At 67.1% G+C, this 15,229-nt stretch carries 17 protein-coding genes; 11 read left to right on the top strand and 6 right to left on the bottom strand.

Annotated features, from left to right (window positions below):
• Positions 1–127 precede the first annotated feature (127 nt).
• Positions 128–1,492: a glutamate--cysteine ligase gene (locus AC5P8R_RS01620; protein ID WP_111205457.1), complete on the top strand. Its 1,365-nt coding sequence runs from the start codon at positions 128–130 to the stop codon at positions 1,490–1,492.
• Positions 1,493–1,614: 122 nt separating this feature from the next.
• Here AC5P8R_RS01620 and AC5P8R_RS01625 read toward each other — a convergent pair whose 3' ends face one another.
• Positions 1,615–2,673, bottom strand: coding sequence for an NAD(P)-dependent alcohol dehydrogenase (locus AC5P8R_RS01625; protein WP_014648395.1), 1,059 nt, complete (start codon positions 2,671–2,673; stop codon positions 1,615–1,617).
• A 107-nt stretch (positions 2,674–2,780) separates the two neighbouring features.
• Between AC5P8R_RS01625 and AC5P8R_RS01630 the strand changes: the two genes are divergently transcribed.
• Positions 2,781–3,665: a LysR family transcriptional regulator gene (locus tag AC5P8R_RS01630; RefSeq protein ID WP_495222937.1), complete on the top strand. Its 885-nt coding sequence runs from the start codon at positions 2,781–2,783 to the stop codon at positions 3,663–3,665.
• Between the two features lie 152 nt (positions 3,666–3,817).
• On the opposite strand, the gene AC5P8R_RS01635 is transcribed toward AC5P8R_RS01630, so the two are convergent.
• A complete protein-coding gene (locus AC5P8R_RS01635) occupies positions 3,818–4,480 on the bottom strand; it encodes a TetR/AcrR family transcriptional regulator (RefSeq protein ID WP_046432486.1) in 663 nt (220 codons plus the stop codon).
• A gap of 75 nt (positions 4,481–4,555) precedes the next feature.
• Here AC5P8R_RS01635 and AC5P8R_RS01640 point away from each other — a divergent pair, with 75 nt between their 5' ends.
• Positions 4,556–5,251, top strand: coding sequence for a DAPG hydrolase family protein (locus AC5P8R_RS01640; protein ID WP_046432484.1), 696 nt, complete (start codon positions 4,556–4,558; stop codon positions 5,249–5,251).
• Positions 5,252–5,263: 12 nt separating this feature from the next.
• Here the strand turns inward: AC5P8R_RS01640 and AC5P8R_RS01645 are convergent, their stop codons facing one another.
• Positions 5,264–5,680, bottom strand: a complete 417-nt coding sequence (locus AC5P8R_RS01645) for a VOC family protein (protein ID WP_014648391.1) — start codon at positions 5,678–5,680, stop codon at positions 5,264–5,266.
• A gap of 114 nt (positions 5,681–5,794) precedes the next feature.
• Here AC5P8R_RS01645 and AC5P8R_RS01650 point away from each other — a divergent pair, with 114 nt between their 5' ends.
• Positions 5,795–6,472, top strand: a complete 678-nt coding sequence (locus AC5P8R_RS01650) for an SMI1/KNR4 family protein (RefSeq protein WP_049440660.1) — start codon at positions 5,795–5,797, stop codon at positions 6,470–6,472.
• A gap of 112 nt (positions 6,473–6,584) precedes the next feature.
• Here the strand turns inward: AC5P8R_RS01650 and AC5P8R_RS01655 are convergent, their stop codons facing one another.
• Positions 6,585–7,688 (bottom strand): alkene reductase, encoded by a 1,104-nt coding sequence (locus AC5P8R_RS01655; protein ID WP_169412053.1) that lies wholly within the window; start codon positions 7,686–7,688, stop codon positions 6,585–6,587.
• 129 nt (positions 7,689–7,817) lie between these two features.
• On the opposite strand from AC5P8R_RS01655, the gene AC5P8R_RS01660 reads away from it, so the two are divergent.
• From AC5P8R_RS01660 to AC5P8R_RS01685, 6 genes are all read left to right on the top strand, one after another.
• Positions 7,818–8,723, top strand: a complete 906-nt coding sequence (locus AC5P8R_RS01660) for a LysR family transcriptional regulator (RefSeq protein ID WP_046432481.1) — start codon at positions 7,818–7,820, stop codon at positions 8,721–8,723.
• Positions 8,724–8,793: 70 nt separating this feature from the next.
• Positions 8,794–9,069, top strand: coding sequence for a formaldehyde-responsive transcriptional repressor FrmR (gene frmR / locus AC5P8R_RS01665; protein WP_005411009.1), 276 nt, complete (start codon positions 8,794–8,796; stop codon positions 9,067–9,069).
• Between the two features lie 58 nt (positions 9,070–9,127).
• Positions 9,128–10,237 carry an S-(hydroxymethyl)glutathione dehydrogenase/class III alcohol dehydrogenase gene (locus AC5P8R_RS01670; protein WP_014648387.1) on the top strand — a complete coding sequence of 370 codons (1,110 nt, stop codon included), beginning with the start codon at positions 9,128–9,130 and terminating at the stop codon, positions 10,235–10,237.
• An 8-nt stretch (positions 10,238–10,245) separates the two neighbouring features.
• Positions 10,246–10,602 (top strand): YqcC family protein, encoded by a 357-nt coding sequence (locus AC5P8R_RS01675; protein ID WP_053496250.1) that lies wholly within the window; start codon positions 10,246–10,248, stop codon positions 10,600–10,602.
• 63 nt (positions 10,603–10,665) lie between these two features.
• Entirely contained in the window at positions 10,666–11,496 is an 831-nt protein-coding gene (gene fghA, locus AC5P8R_RS01680) for an S-formylglutathione hydrolase (protein WP_495222938.1), read from the top strand.
• Positions 11,497–11,656: 160 nt separating this feature from the next.
• A complete protein-coding gene (locus AC5P8R_RS01685) occupies positions 11,657–13,102 on the top strand; it encodes a GGDEF domain-containing protein (RefSeq protein WP_049408786.1) in 1,446 nt (481 codons plus the stop codon).
• A gap of 39 nt (positions 13,103–13,141) precedes the next feature.
• Here the strand turns inward: AC5P8R_RS01685 and AC5P8R_RS01690 are convergent, their stop codons facing one another.
• Both AC5P8R_RS01690 and AC5P8R_RS01695 read right to left on the bottom strand, forming a co-directional pair.
• Entirely contained in the window at positions 13,142–13,612 is a 471-nt protein-coding gene (locus AC5P8R_RS01690) for a hypothetical protein (protein WP_262224743.1), read from the bottom strand.
• 5 nt (positions 13,613–13,617) lie between these two features.
• Positions 13,618–14,064 carry a universal stress protein gene (locus tag AC5P8R_RS01695; RefSeq protein ID WP_046432504.1) on the bottom strand — a complete coding sequence of 149 codons (447 nt, stop codon included), beginning with the start codon at positions 14,062–14,064 and terminating at the stop codon, positions 13,618–13,620.
• A 141-nt stretch (positions 14,065–14,205) separates the two neighbouring features.
• Between AC5P8R_RS01695 and AC5P8R_RS01700 the strand changes: the two genes are divergently transcribed.
• Positions 14,206–15,123, top strand: coding sequence for a LysR family transcriptional regulator (locus AC5P8R_RS01700; protein WP_014648381.1), 918 nt, complete (start codon positions 14,206–14,208; stop codon positions 15,121–15,123).
• The last annotated feature ends 106 nt before the right edge of the window (positions 15,124–15,229 follow it).

Raw genomic sequence — 15,229 nt, forward strand, 5'->3', positions numbered from 1 at the left:
GGGCGTCGGTAGGATGCTGAAACCCGTCACCGTCGCATGACGCAACGGGGTGCCACGCTATAGTGCGCCCTTGCGATGGAAGGCCGCGAGCCCCACATCCCCCGCCACCGTCCAGCGAGCCTTCCCCTTGTCGAGCCCCAGCCACGTCGCCGATACCCCCATTACCGACCGCTCGCAGCTGGTGGAGGTGATCGCCTCCGGCGAGAAGCCCCGCGCGCAGTGGCGCATCGGCACCGAGCACGAGAAGTTCGGGTTCCGCCTGGATGACCTGCGCCCGCCGACCTTCGAGGGCGAGCGCGGCATCGAAGCGTTGCTCAACGGCCTGGTCCGCTTCGGCTGGGAGCCGGTGCAGGAAAACGGCAACACGATCGCGCTGCTGCGCGACGGTGCCTCGGTGACGCTGGAACCGGCCGGTCAGCTGGAGCTGTCCGGCGCGGCGCTGGAGACCATCCACCAGACCTGCGTGGAGACCGGCACCCACCTCAACGAAGTGGCACAGGTGGCCGGCGAACTGCAGCTGGGTTTCCTCGGCATGGGCTTCCAGCCGAAGTGGAAGCGCGATGAAATGCCCTGGATGCCGAAGGGGCGCTACAAGATCATGCGCTCGTACATGCCCAAGGTCGGTTCGCTGGGCCTGGACATGATGACCCGCACCTGCACGGTGCAGGTGAACCTGGACTACGCCACCGAAGCGGACATGGTGAAGAAGTTCCGCGTGTCGCTGGCGCTGCAGCCGATCGCCACCGCGCTGTTCGCCGATTCGCCGTTCACCGAAGGCAAGCCGAACGGCTACCTGAGCTACCGCTCGCACATCTGGACCGACACCGACGCCGACCGCACCGGCATGCTCGACTTCGTGTTCGAGGATGGTTTTGGTTACGAGCGCTATGTTGACTACCTGCTCGACGTGCCGATGTATTTCTCCTACCGCGATGGCATCTACCACGACGCCAGCGGGCAGAGCTTCCGCGATTTCATGCAGGCCAGGCTGCCGGTGCTGCCGGGTGTGCTGCCGACGCTGCGCGACTGGTCGGACCACATGACCACCGCGTTCCCGGAAGTGCGCCTGAAGAAGTACCTGGAAATGCGCGGTGCCGATGGTGGCCCGTGGAGCCGCCTGTGTGCGCTGCCGGCATTCTGGGTGGGCCTGTTGTATGACGACACCGCACTGGATGCCGCCTGGGACCTGGTACGCGATTTCACCCTGGCCGAGCGCCATGCACTGCGCGACGGCGTGCCGAAGCATGCGATGAACCTGCCGTTCCGCAATGGCACGGTGCGCGACCTGGCCCGCGAAGCGGTGAAGATTTCCGTCGAAGGCCTCAGGCGCCGTGCGGCGCGCAATGCCGACGGCCAGGACGAGAGCAAGTTCCTGGACGTGCTGCAGGAGATCGTCGAATCCGGCCTGACCCCGGCCGAGCGCAAGCTGGCGCTGTTCCATGGCCGCTGGCACGGCGACGTCGATCCGGTGTTCCGCGAGTTCGCGTACTGAGTGGATTGCGGTAGTGTCGGCCGCTGGCCGGCAGATGTATGGGGTTGCCGGCCAGCGGCCGGCACTACCAGAAGAAAAACCCCGGCATTGCCGGGGTTTTTCTTTTTCGCATCTGCCCTGGATCAGGCGGCGTTCTGCATCGTCGCCATGTCGATCACGAAGCGGTAGCGCACATCGTTCTTCGCCATGCGCTCCCAGGCTTCGTTGACGTTCTTGATGTCGATGATCTCGACGTCGCTGACGATGCCGTGCTCGGCACAGAAGTCCATCATTTCCTGGGTTTCGGCCATGCCGCCGATTGCCGAGCCGGTCAGGTGCTTGCGGCCGAAGATCACGCTGCCGCCGGTCAGCGGCGGGTCCAGTTCGGTCAGCACGCCGACCAGGCACATGGTGGCCTCGCGCTTGAGCAGGCCCATGTACGGGTTGGTGTCATGGCCGACCGGGATGGTGTTGAGCAGGAAGTCGAAGCTGCCGGCGTGCGCCTTCATCTGCGCGGCATCGCGCGAGACCAGTACCTCATCGGCGCCCAGGCGCTTGGCATCGGCACCCTTTTCCGGCGTGGTGGTGATCATCACGACGTGCGCGCCCAGTGCCTTGGCGAACTTCACGCCCATGTGGCCGAGGCCACCGAGACCGATCACGCCCACCTTCTGCCCCGGGCCGACCTTCCAGTGGCGCAGCGGCGACCAGGTGGTGATGCCGGCGCACAACAGCGGGGCGGCCGCCTTCAGGTCGAGGGTGTCGGACACCTTCACCACGAAGCGCTGCTCGACCACCACGTGGTCGGAATAGCCGCCGTAGGTCGGCGCGCCGGTTTCGCGTTCACGTCCGTTGTAGGTCCAGGTCGCGCCTTCGGCGCAATATTGCTCCAGATCGTGCTCACAGGCGTCGCAGTGGCGGCACGAGTCGACCATGCAGCCGACGCCGGCGTGGTCGCCGACCTTGAAGCGGGTGACGTTGCTGCCGACTTCGGTCACCCGGCCGATGATCTCGTGGCCCGGCACCATCGGGTAGATCGAGCCACCCCAGTCATCGCGGGCCTGGTGCAGGTCGGAATGGCAGATGCCGCTGTAGAGGATCTCGATGCGCACGTCGTCCGGGCCGACCGCGCGGCGTTCGAACTCGTACGGGACCAGCGGGTCGGTATGGGAATGGGCGGCGTAACCACGGGCGAGGGACATGGGGAATCCTTGGCAGGGTTTATCGAAAGGCGTTTTACAATACGCCCCGCAACCAGCAGCAAGAAGCGCGGATATCGGCATGATTCATCAAGTGAAACTGCACAATCGTGGCCACTGACAACGTCTCCCACCTGGCCGCGTTCGCCGCGGTCGCCCGCCACCGCAGCTTCCGCCGTGCCGGTGCCGAGCTGGCGCTGTCGACCTCGGCGGTGAGCTACGCGATCCGCGCGCTGGAGGAACGGTTGGGGGTGGGCCTGTTCCATCGCACCACCCGCAGCGTGGCCCTGACCGAGGCCGGGCAGCGCCTGCTGGAGCGCCTGCAGCCGGCGTTGGGGCAGGTGCACGACGCACTGGAAGAAATGAACCACTTCCGCGCAGCCCCGGCCGGCCTGCTGCGCATCAACGCCACCCGCGCGGCGGTACCGACCCAGTTGGGGCCGAGGCTGGCGCGCTTCCTGCACGCCCATCCCGACGTGCGGGTGGAGCTGACCGAAAATGACGGCCTGGTCGACATCGTCGCCGAGGGCTACGACGCCGGCGTGCGCCTGCATGAGTTCGTGCCGGAGGACATGGTGGCGGTGCCGATGGGGCCGCCACTGCGCGGGCTGATCGTCGGCTCGCCGGACTACCTGCGGCGTCGGCCGGCACCGCAGCATCCGCGCGACCTGGCCGCGCACGAATGCATCCGCTTCCGCTTCGCCAGTGGGCACCTGTACAAGTGGCAGTTCGAGCGCGATGGGCAGGCGCTGGAGATCGACGTGCCCGGGCGGTTGACCCTGTGCGAGCAGGGCACGATCGTGCGCGCCGTTCTGGATGGCATCGGCCTGGCGTACGTGCTGGAAGACACGGCAAGGCCGTACATCGAATCGGGGCAGATGGTGGCGGTGCTGGAAGACTGGAGCGAGCCGTTTGCCGGCTTCGCGCTGTACTACCCGAAGCAGCGGCAGATGCCGGGCGCGTTGCGTGCGTTCGTGGATATGTTGCGCGAGTGAGTTGCGATGGATGACGTGGTGCCGACCAACGGTCGGCACCCACCGGGGCAGGCCATTGCCAACCAACGGTCGGCACCTGCCGGGGCAGGGCGTTGCCGATCAACGAATCGACATCGGCCGGTAGATCCACGCCATGCGTGGATGGCACCACGCTACGGCCCTTGCAACACCGGCGCCAACAACGCCACGCACTCACGCAGATGCATCTCCACCGGCGCATCCTCGGCCACCACGCCGATCACGCGTTCGCGCAGCGGCTCGGCCACGGCCATCGCCAGGATCAGCCGCGCCATGCATGCGGAATCTCCCTCGCGCAGCAGTCCACGCTGCTGCTGACGTGCCAGCCAGTCGGCCAGCAGCGCACGGCCGCGTTCGATGCCGTTGTCGAGGTAGGCCTGCAGCAGCGCGTCCTTGCCGGGGAAATCGGTGGCCAGCAGGCGGAACACCTGCACCGCCTGCGCCGATAGCGCCTGCGTGCACACCGCGTGCAGGATGTCCTGCAGCAACGGCACGACCTCTTGGGCATTGCGCGCATCACGCTGCAGCTTTGGCGCGAAGCCGTCGGTCCACTCACGCACCGCCAACCCGACCAGCTCCTCGCGGTTGCTGGCATGGCGGTAGACGGTCTTCTTCGCCACCCCGGCGTGCGCCGCCACCGCTTCAATGGTGGTGGCCTCGTAACCCTGTGCCAGCAGCAGCTCCAGCGTGGCCTGCAGCACCGCGTGGCGGACTTCGGCTTCCGGTCGCGCAGGGCGGCCACGGCGGCGGGTCGGTGATGTGGGCGCGGGCAGGGTGGTGCTGTTCATTGCGCCCATCTTACCGCACCCGATTAATTGCGAAACGGAAAGCGTTTCCTTATTGTCGGGTCTCCCAACCCGTAGGAGACTCCCATGGATACCGCTGTGAACGCTCGCCCCTGGCTGGACCACCACGATCTGCTGGACCCGGCGCCGATGCATCTGGAAACCGGCATCCAGCGCCGCGAAGACGGCACGCTGCTGGTGGCGGTGCGCACCGATCTGCACGGCTGCAAGGGCCGCATGCTGGACTGGTGGTTCACCTTCTTCGAGACCACCCAGCACATCCGCTGGTGGCATCCGGTCGATCATGTCGAGCATCGCGGCTGGGACGCGGCCTGGCAGCGCGGGCGCAGCTACCACGGCGCCAGCATCCATGCGGTGGAATCGCTCGCTGACATTCCGCCGGTGTCGGCGCGCCTGAAGTTCCATGACCCGCGCACCTTGCTGGTGCCCGAACGCCTGCAGGCGGCACAGGATGCAGGCCATGTATCGGCAGTGATCGCCGCGCGCATCGGCTTCGGTGATCACGTGCGTCTGGATGTACAGGGCGATCCCTGCGATGGGCAGATGCTGCACGTGGCGCGCGATACGCCGTTTGGCTGCGTGCTGCGCAGCCGCTTCGTGCTCGGCCTGGACAGCGCCGATCCGCGTCGCGATGCCGGCGACGCGGTCGGCCTGGGCCTGCTCAGGCACTGCTATACGGAGTTCAGTTTCCTGTCGCGGCTGCTGCCTTCGCTGTACTACGGCGAGCGCGCCAACGGCGAAGCAGTGCCGTTGCCGTGGTGAACGGCGCGCCGGTCATTCAACCAGCGCATCGTAGCCTTCGCCACTGAACTGGATCAGGCAGAAGCCATGCCCGAACGGATCGGCCAGTACGGCGATGCGTCCCCAGCGACGCTCGCGCACGGACTGCTCGAGTGTCGCCCCGGCCGCAACTGCACGTGCCAGCGCGGCTTCAATGTCATCCACCACCCAGTCCAGGTGCAGCGGCGTCCAATGACGCTCGTAGTCGCGCACGTCGCCGTCTTCCGTGGCGGCGCTGCCGGCGTCGTTGTGCAGCAGGTAGAGCGGCGTTGGCCCACCGAGCAGCTCCACGGCGCCCGGGCCGAGACGGCGGCCGATGCGCAGGCCGAAGGCCCGGATGTAGAAGTCTTCGGCGGCGGCCAGGTCGGGCACGTCCATGTTGACGATGAAGCTGTGGGCAGTGGCGTTCATGGTAGCGATGGGCGGCATCCGGTGGTCGCAGTCTAGTCCTGCCGCGTGGTGCTGCCGGTTCATCTCCTGCGCGGATTCGGGCAAGCTGGGCGGTCTCGATCGACAAGGACATCCATGAGCGCGCTATCCAGCATCGAACAGGCCACCGGCCAGACCTTCCCGCCCCTGTTCAAGCAGTTGCATGCAGCGGGTCGGTTGAGCTGGGGTGCTCCCCATCCGGAATGGTCCGAGGTGGTATTCCCGGCGCTGCAGGCAGAACCGCCGGTGCTGCTGTACGCCCAGGACTATGAGCCGTTGGAACACGATGAACTGCTCGAGGCGTGGCAGGAGCTGACCGCGGAGGATCATTACAATCCCCTGCGCACTGACCTGCAGTTGCTGCCCTTTGCGCGGACCGGCGCGGGTGACAGTTACTGTTTCTGGAGCAACGCGCCCGGTTTCAGCGAACCGCCGGTGGTGATGGTGTGGCATGACGACGACCGTGCCGACGTGCTGGCCGCCAGCTACCAGGATTTCGTGTTCCGCAAGATGGTCGAAGCGGTTGCCGACTACCAGCGGCCGTACACGCTGCTGTCGCACGGCGAGCTGGCCGGGAATCTGCAGCGCTGGCTGCAGACTCACCATTCCTTCCTGCGCGGCGACCAGTACGCGGCATTGCAGCGGCTGTTCGCCCGCGTTGACGATATTGAAGAAGGGAACTTCAGCGAAGACGAGGCACAGGCCATCGTCGCTGAAGTGATCGGCTTCGAGCGGTTGGACGAGTCGTTCGCCTACGTGCGCGAGGACGCCTGAGGGCTGGGGTCGGATCCGGGCGCAGCGTGGCTCTGACTCCTTGTTCGCCGAACAGGGGTCAGAGCCCTTTCCGTTGGAAGGGGATCCGACCCCGTGCGGGCCCCGTGCGGGATCAGCCTGCGGCCGGGTAATCGAGATAGCCCGCCTCGCCGCCCCCGTAATAGGTGCTGCGGTCGGGCGTGGCCAACGCGATGTTGCGCTGCAGGCGTTCGACCAGATCCGGGTTGGCGATGAACGGCTGGCCGAACGCGGCAAGGTCGATGGTGCCGGCCTCGACCAGCTGCAGGGCGCGTTCGCGGGTCATGCCGCCGGCCAGGATCACGGTGCCACCGTAGGCCTGCTTGAACTGCTGCAGGAAGGCCTCGCCCAGCACCGACTGGCCCGCCTGCTGGTTGTCGTTGAGATGCACATAGGCCAGGCCGCGCTTGCCCAGTTCCTCGGCCAGGTACAGATAGGTAGCTTCGTTGTCGGGGTAGAACGGCATGTCGAAGGTGAGATTGTTCGGTGCCAGGCGCACGCCGATGCGCTGCGCACCGATGCGCTGGGCCATCGCATCGACGGTGTCCAGGATCAAGCGCGCGCGGTTGGGCAGCGAGCCGCCGTAGTGATCTTCGCGCTGGTTGATGACCGGGTTGAGGAACTGTTCGAACAGGTAGCCGTTGGCGGCATGCAGTTCGATGCCGTCGAAGCCGGCGGCGATGGCGTTCTCTGCGCCGCGCACGAAGTCGTCGACGATGCCGGGGATCTCTGCGGTCTCCAGTGCACGTGCCGGGGTGGGATCGGCGTGGCCGCGGCTGCCATCCTCCAGGTACACGAACGAGGTGTTCTTCGGTGCGCTGGCCACCGGGCGGGTACCGGCGCTGACCGGCTGCCCACCGTCGGGCTGCAGCGAGGAATGCGACATGCGGCCGACGTGCCAGAGCTGGGCGAAGATCGTGCCCTGTGCGGCATGCACCGCCTCGGTGACGAGCTTCCACCCGGCCACCTGCTCGGCCGACCAGATACCCGGGACGTCGATGTAGCCCTGCCCCTGCGGCGAGACCGGGGTGCCTTCACTGATGATCAGGCCGGCGCTGGCGCGCTGCCGGTAGTACTGCGCGGTGAGTTCGTTGGCGACCGCACCGGGGTTGCGGGCGCGGGTCATCGGGGCCATCGCGATGCGGTTGCGCAGGGCGGTGCCTGCCAGATCGAAGGGGCGGAACAGGGCGGCGATCATGTCGGTCATCTCGGTGTGGGGGAAGGCGCCAGCGGCGCGATGCACACAGGATGGAGTTGACATGCGGACGCATAAAGCGCTTCGATCTCCCTGGGCGCGGGACTATTTGTCCCCAATGGAGCGTGATAGATGCTGCCGCTGGAATCGTTGAATGGCCTGGTGACCTTCGTTACCACGGCCCGCTCAGGCAGCTTCACCGAGGCTGCCGACGCGCTGGGCATCTCGCGCTCGGCAGTGGGCAAGGCCATCGCCCGGCTGGAAGCGCGGCTGGGCGTGCGCCTGTTCCACCGCACCACGCGGCGCATCGCGCTGACCACCGATGGCGAGGCGTACTACGCATCGTGCGCGGCGGCGCTGGAAGAAATCTCCGCCGCCGAAGCCTGCCTGGGGTCGGCCGGCCTGCCCAGCGGACGGCTGCGCATCGACATGCCGTCCTCGTTCGGGCGGCTGGTGGTGCTGCCCGTGCTGCTGCGCCTGTGCCGGCAGTACCCGGACCTGCAACTGACGATGACCTTCACCGATCACTTCGTCGATCCGGTCGAAGAGGGCATCGACCTGCTGATCCGCTTCGGCGGGTTGCACCAGGCCGAGCACCTGGTCGCGCGCCGGCTGGGTCGCCAGCGCCTGGTCACCTGCGCATCGCCGGAGTACCTGCAGGCGCATGGCGTGCCAGCGACCGTGGAGGAACTGGCGCAGCATCGCAGCATCGTCGGCTTCCGCCATGGGCAACCGGTGGCGTGGCGGATTGGCAGTGATGACGCCGAGGGAACGTTCATCCCGAACGCGGCCTACCAGCTCAACGATGGTGACGCAGTGATCGATGCGGCCATCGCAGGACTGGGCATCTGCCAGATGCCCATTTCACTGGTACGCCGACATCTGGAATCCGGCGCGCTGCACTCGGTGCTGGATGCGCACATGCAACGGCATATCGACATCCATGCGCTGTGGCCACCGACCCGGCACCTGCGGCCGAAGGTGCGCTATGTGGTGGATGAGCTGGCGCGGCTGGCGGGTGAGGGCTTGTTCGATTGAAACGGCACGATTGAGCGGGATGGTTGCCCGTGTATACTATCCCCCAGTATAGTTTCGAGGTGGCCTGATCATGCCGCACTCCCCCGAAGAGAAGAAGAAGGTCCTGGCCCGCGTGCGCCGCATCCGTGGCCAGTGCGATGCGCTGGACCGCGCGCTGGAAGCTGGCGCCGACTGCGGGCCGGTGCTGCAGCAGATCGCCGCCATCCGTGGCGCGGTCAACGGCCTGATGTCCGAGGTGATGGAGGCCCATCTGCGCGAGGAGTTCGGGCAACCCGCCGCCTCCGACGAACAACGCGCCGAACGCGTGCGCGACATGAGCGCGTTGATCCGTTCGTACCTGAAATAAACGACGGCGCAACATGGCGCCGCCCATCCTGTCATTGCCTGTCTCTGGAGAGTCCACCATGAAGTCCCGTGCCGCCGTCGCCTTTGGTCCCGGCCAGCCGCTGCAGATCGTCGAGATCGACGTCGCCCCGCCGAAGAAGGGCGAAGTGCTGGTGAAGATCACCCACACCGGTGTCTGCCACACCGATGCATTCACGCTGTCCGGCGATGATCCGGAAGGCCTGTTCCCGGTGGTGCTGGGCCATGAAGGCGCCGGCATCGTGGTTGAAGTGGGCGAGGGCGTGACCAGCGTCAAGCCGGGCGACCACGTGATTCCGCTGTACACCGCCGAGTGCGGCGAGTGCCTGTTCTGCAAGAGCGGCAAGACCAACCTGTGCGTGGCCGTGCGCGCGACCCAGGGCAAGGGCGTGATGCCCGATGGCACCAGCCGCTTCAGCTACAACGGTGAGCCGCTGTACCACTACATGGGTTGCTCGACCTTCAGCGAGTACACCGTGGTGGCCGAAGTGTCGCTGGCGAAGATCAATCCGGACGCCAACCCGGAACACGTCTGCCTGCTCGGCTGCGGCGTCACCACCGGCATCGGCGCGGTGCACAACACCGCCAAGGTGCAGGAAGGCGACAGCGTGGCGGTGTTCGGCCTCGGCGGCATCGGCCTGGCGGTGATCCAGGGCGCGCGCCAGGCCAAGGCCGGCCGCATCATCGCGGTGGACACCAATCCGTCCAAGTTCGAACTGGCGCGCGAATTCGGCGCCACCGACTGCATCAACCCGAAGGATTTCGATAAGCCGATCCAGCAGGTCATCGTCGAGATGACGACTTGGGGCGTGGACCACAGCTTCGAGTGCATCGGCAACGTCAACGTGATGCGCGCGGCGCTGGAATGCGCGCACCGTGGCTGGGGCCAGAGCGTGGTGATCGGCGTGGCCGGTTCGGGCCAGGAGATCTCCACCCGTCCGTTCCAGCTGGTGACCGGCCGCAAGTGGATGGGCACCGCCTTCGGTGGCGTGAAGGGCCGCAGCCAGCTGCCGGGCATGGTCGAGGATGCGATGAAGGGCGATATCGAACTGGCCCCGTTCGTCACCCACACCATGGACCTGGACAAGATCAACGACGCCTTCGACCTGATGCATGAAGGCAAGTCGATCCGTTCGGTGGTCCACTACTGAGCCGCGGCGTGGGCTGGTTCGACGCCCTGCGCAGGCCGCGTGCGGAGGATCCACGCGCGGCCCTGGTCGACCCGATCGAGCAGGCGCTGCGCGCGCTGGGCTGGGTCGAGGGCGACGTGGGTCCACCGCGCGTGGTGGACTCGCCCTTCGGCATTGATGAAATGCCGTTCGAGCACTGGCTGGCACAGGTATTCCTGCCGCGCCTGCACGAAGCCCGCGCCGACGGCCTGTGGCCACCGCGCAGCGACGTGGCGGTCGCGGCGTATCGCAACCTGGACGGCCAGCCTGGCGTCGAATCGTTGCTGCGCCTGCTGGCACAGCTGGATGAACTGATCAACCAAGGCGTCCACGCCGGGCGTGGATAAGCCGACCAAGGTCGGCATCTACCAGAAGCACGCGTGCGCTGACGCGCCGCGCAGGAGAGCACCATGAAACGCATTGAACACCGCGCCTGTTTTGGCGGTTGGCAGGATGTCTACCGCCATCATTCGACCACGCTGGGCTGCGACATGCAGTTCGCCGTGTACCTGCCGCCGCAGGCGGAAACGCAGACGCTGCCGGTGCTGTACTGGCTGAGCGGGCTGACCTGCACCGAGCAGAATTTCATCACCAAGGCGGGCGCGCAGCGCTATGCGGCCGAACACGGCGTGATCATTGTCGCGCCTGATACCAGCCCGCGCGGTGATGACGTGGCCGATGCCGAAGGCTACGACCTGGGCAAGGGCGCAGGGTTCTACCTCAACGCCACCCGTGCGCCCTGGGCGAAGCACTTCCGCATGCATGACTATGCAGTGCACGAGTTGCCGGCGCTGATCGAAGCGGAGTTCCCGGCGACCGGCGCACGCGCCATCAGCGGGCACTCGATGGGCGGCCACGGTGCGCTGGTGATCGCGCTGCGCAATCCGGGGCGCTACCGCAGCGTGTCGGCGTTCTCGCCGATCGTCGCGCCCAGCCATGTTCCGTGGGGGCAGAAGGCCTTCCACGCCTACCTTGGCGACAACCCGGCCGACTGGGCGCAATGGGACGCCTGCGCGTTGATTGCCGCGGCCAGCGAGCGCCTGCCGTTGCTGGTCGACCAGGGCGAGGCGGACGAGTTCCTGCAGACCCAGCTGCAGCCGCAGCGCCTGCAGGAGGCCTGCGCCGCTGCCGACCATCCGCTGACCCTGCGCCTGCAGCCCGGCTACGACCACAGCTACTACTTCATTGGCAGCTACATCGGCGAGCACATCGCCCACCACGCCCGCGCCCTGCAGGGCTGAGCCCCCGGAAAAAAAGGGGACGGAGGGGATTAAGTCGCATTTGCCGCTGTGCCGCAAACGACTTAATCCCCTCCGTCCCCTTTTTCAGCGATGGATCACACCCTCGTGGCGTCGCCCCGCGCTATCGTGCGCGTAGACGGCCTTGCGGATCGGGGGATGCATGCCGGTAGTGCTGGCGCTGCTGTATGTGCTGTGCCATGGCCTGGTGCTGGCCTTGTGGCCTGGTCCGGCCGGGGTAGGCTCCTTCGTTTTCCTGACCGGTGCCCCGTTGCTGGCGGCGGCCGCCTGCCTGTGGCGGGCCCGCCGCGACCGCGCGGCACTGGGGTGGCGCGCCACGGCATTGGCGCTGCTGCTGTGGGCCGGCGGCATGGCGTTCAACATGATCGACGCCCTGGGCGCCGGGCGTGCCGATTTCACCCCGCGCGCAAGCCTGTTCCTTTACGTGCTCTACGGTGTGCCCCTGGTGTTCATCCTGGCCAGGGCGCGCCGGGAACGGGTCAGCATCAGCCTGATCGATGCGGCCATGGCGGCGCTGCTGGGCGTGCTGTTCTTCGTGCACGCGCAGTCGTTCGCCGCCCGCGTTGACATCGACGACCACGCGTTGTCCAACATGCAACGCATGTTCGATATCCAGAACCTGTGCATCGCCGTGTTCGCGGTGGTGCGCTGGCTGGCCGGCGACGTTCCCGAGCGGCGTACCTTTTTCCGCGCGCTGGCGATGTATGCGGCGACCTACCTGTTGGTGGCGTATTACATCAACCACTACACCTCCGGTGATGCGTTCGGTGCCTATGCCGATCTGCTGATCGACCTGCCGTTCCTGCTGCTGGCGCTGCTCGCACTCAGCCAGGCACCGGCGCGGGTCCTGACGCCGCATCCGCGGATGGCGCGCACGGTGCAGGCGGCGGGCCCGATGATCCTGCCGCTGCTGCTGCTGGTGGTGGGCACCCTGGTGGTCGACCATGCCCGGCCCCTGGCCGTGAGCGGTTTCGTGGTGGCGACGCTGGGGTTCGGCCTGCGCAGCATCCTGCTGCAGGTGGACCTGATGGAACGGCAGGCCTCGCTGGACCAGCTGGCGCGCCAGGATGGCCTGACAGGCGTGGCCAACCGGCGCGAGTTCGACGCGCTGCTGCTGGCCGAGTGGAATCGCGCACGGCGCAGTGGGACCGAGCTGGGCCTGCTGCTGTTGGATATCGATCATTTCAAGGCCTTCAACGACCGCCACGGCCATCCCGCCGGCGACCGCTGCCTGCAGGCCGTGGCAGCGGTACTGAAGGCGAGCGCCGGTCGCGCCGGTGACAGCGTCGCACGTTATGGCGGCGAGGAATTTGCGGTGATCGTGCCCGGAAGCGCGCTGTCGGGCGTTCTGGCGCTGGCCGAGCGCCTGCGCCAGGCGGTGGAAGCGCTGCCGTTGCCGGAAGGATCGGTCAGTATCAGCATCGGCGTGGGTTACCTGCATCCGCCGGCTCTGGCCAGTGCCGATCAGTTGCTGGCAGACGCCGATGCCGGCCTGTATGCCGCCAAGCGGGCTGGCCGCAACCAGGTGATCCTGCATGCGCACGTGCTGGATGACGAGGGCAGCACGCACGGAACGATGGACTGCTGAGCAGCTCTCTGCATGCGATCACACGGGGGGCGCGACGGCTTATCGCTGCCGCAACCAGCCGGTCGGTTCGAGCAGCCTCAGCCCGACCGGGGACAATGAGCGCTGCCGCAACGGCAGGCGTGCCGCCTGCACGGCCATTGCACAGCGCGCCAGCTGCCGGCGCAACGGTGCCAGCGTGTCGTCCTCGCGGGGCCGCGCATGCCGCCATTGTGCGATGCGCAGCAGGCAGACCAGCAGGTCCAGTTCACTGGCGGCAATGAAGGGAGAGCCGGCCGGCAGCAGATCGATCGGAGCGGCGGGGGTGGCCAGCAGCGGCAGCAGGCCGATGAAGGCGTCGCAGCCCTCCTGGCCAAGCCCGAGTCCGCTCAGCTGGGCAAGGCCATCGGCCTGCAGATCGGGGTCGCGCAACTGCCGTATCGCGCCCAGCAGCGCCTGTTCGCCCCGGCCGAACTGTCGACCGAAGGCGCGGTAGTTGACCCGGGTGGGAAACAACGGGGAACGGGAGGCCATGGCAGCTAGGGCTGTGGGTCGCGGGTTTCCACCAGCACCGGACAGGGCGCGTGGTCGATGGTCCATTGCCCGATCGAGGGTTCGAACAGGCGTTCCAGCCGGGACAGGTGGCGATGGCCGATGACGATCAGGTCGCACTCCAGGCGCCGGGCCTGCTCGCTGATGACTTCGCCGGGATCGCCGGAGGGGATCTGCGCGATGGCATCGACGCCGCGCTCGCGCAGTTCGGCCAGGGCTTCGGCCAATACTGCCTCGGCGCGGGAGCGCTGGCGGGCGGCTTCCGGATACTCGGTGCGATCGGCTTCGCTGGCATCGGCCGCCAGCGCGAATTCGGGGTCGAGCACGCACAGCAGGTGCAGGCGGCTGTGGGGGCCGGCGATGGCGGCGGCCAGGTCCAGCACGCGTGCGTGCTGGGGGCCTCCATCCAGGGCGACCAGCAGGGTAGTGAACATGGATGTCTCCTTGGCAGGACGGGGATGGTCGCCGATGTCACCGCGCGCACCCATGCCGTGCGCGGCAGTCAATGAATGCGTCGAACGCAATCCACGGTGGTTGCAAGTGCCGTAGAGTCATCTGATTTACTGGAGACTGTCATGCCCCTGCCGGACCTGAACCTGTTGCTGGCACTGGACGTGCTGATTGACGAATGCAGCGTGGCCGCCGCCGCGCGCCGGATGAACCTGAGCGCGCCGGCGATGAGCCGCACCCTGGGCCGGATCCGCACTGCGCTGGGTGACCCGGTGCTGGTGCGTGCCGGCCGCGGTCTGGCGCCCACGCCCCGCGCGCTGCAGCTGCGCGAGCAGGTCCGCGATGTGATCGAGCAGGCCCACCGCGTCTTCAACGCTGGTCGTGAAGTGGACATGCGCGTGCTCGAGCGAACCTTCAGCGTGCGCGCCAATGATGTCTTCATCGGTGGATTTGGCGGTCGCCTGCGCGAGATCTTCCGCCAGCAGGCACCGCGCGCGGTGCTGCGCTTCGTGCCCGAGGGCGATACCGACGATGATGCGATGGCGCAGGGCCGGATCGACCTGTACATCAGCACCGCCGGCAAGCATGCGCCCGATACCAAGGTGCAGAACCTGTTCAGTACCTCGTTCATGGGCGCCGCGCGCGAGGACCATCCACTGTTCGACGAGGAGATCAGTGCAGAGCGCTTTGCCGCGTGTGACCACATCGCGGTGTCGCGCCGTGGCCTGCCACGTGGGCCGATCGATGATGACCTGGCCACGCTCGGCCTGCAGCGCCGCGTGGCGCTGATCAGCCCGACCTTCCACGGTGCGATCTTCGCGGCGGCCGAATCAGACCTGATCCTGCCGCAGATGCCAAGCGTGATGCTGGAGCGGATCGTCAGCATGCGCCTGCCGCTGCGCCTGTTCCCGCTGCCGATCCCGGTGCGTACCGCGGCCATCGTGCAGGCCTGGCATCCGCGGCTGGACAACGATGCCGCGCACCAGTGGCTTCGCCGTTCGATCAAGACCATGTGCGAGCGCGTCGAGGACGCCCACCGCTGAGACCCGCAGGCGTGCGCTGGACGCACGCCTGGGATGCCGGCGACGCCATTTTTCACAGGGTACCGGCTCCCTAGACTGCGCTCCCCGGAGTTTCACTGAGCGCATT

The sequence above is a fragment of the Stenotrophomonas sp. YJH_SMC_73 genome (assembly GCF_059370155.1).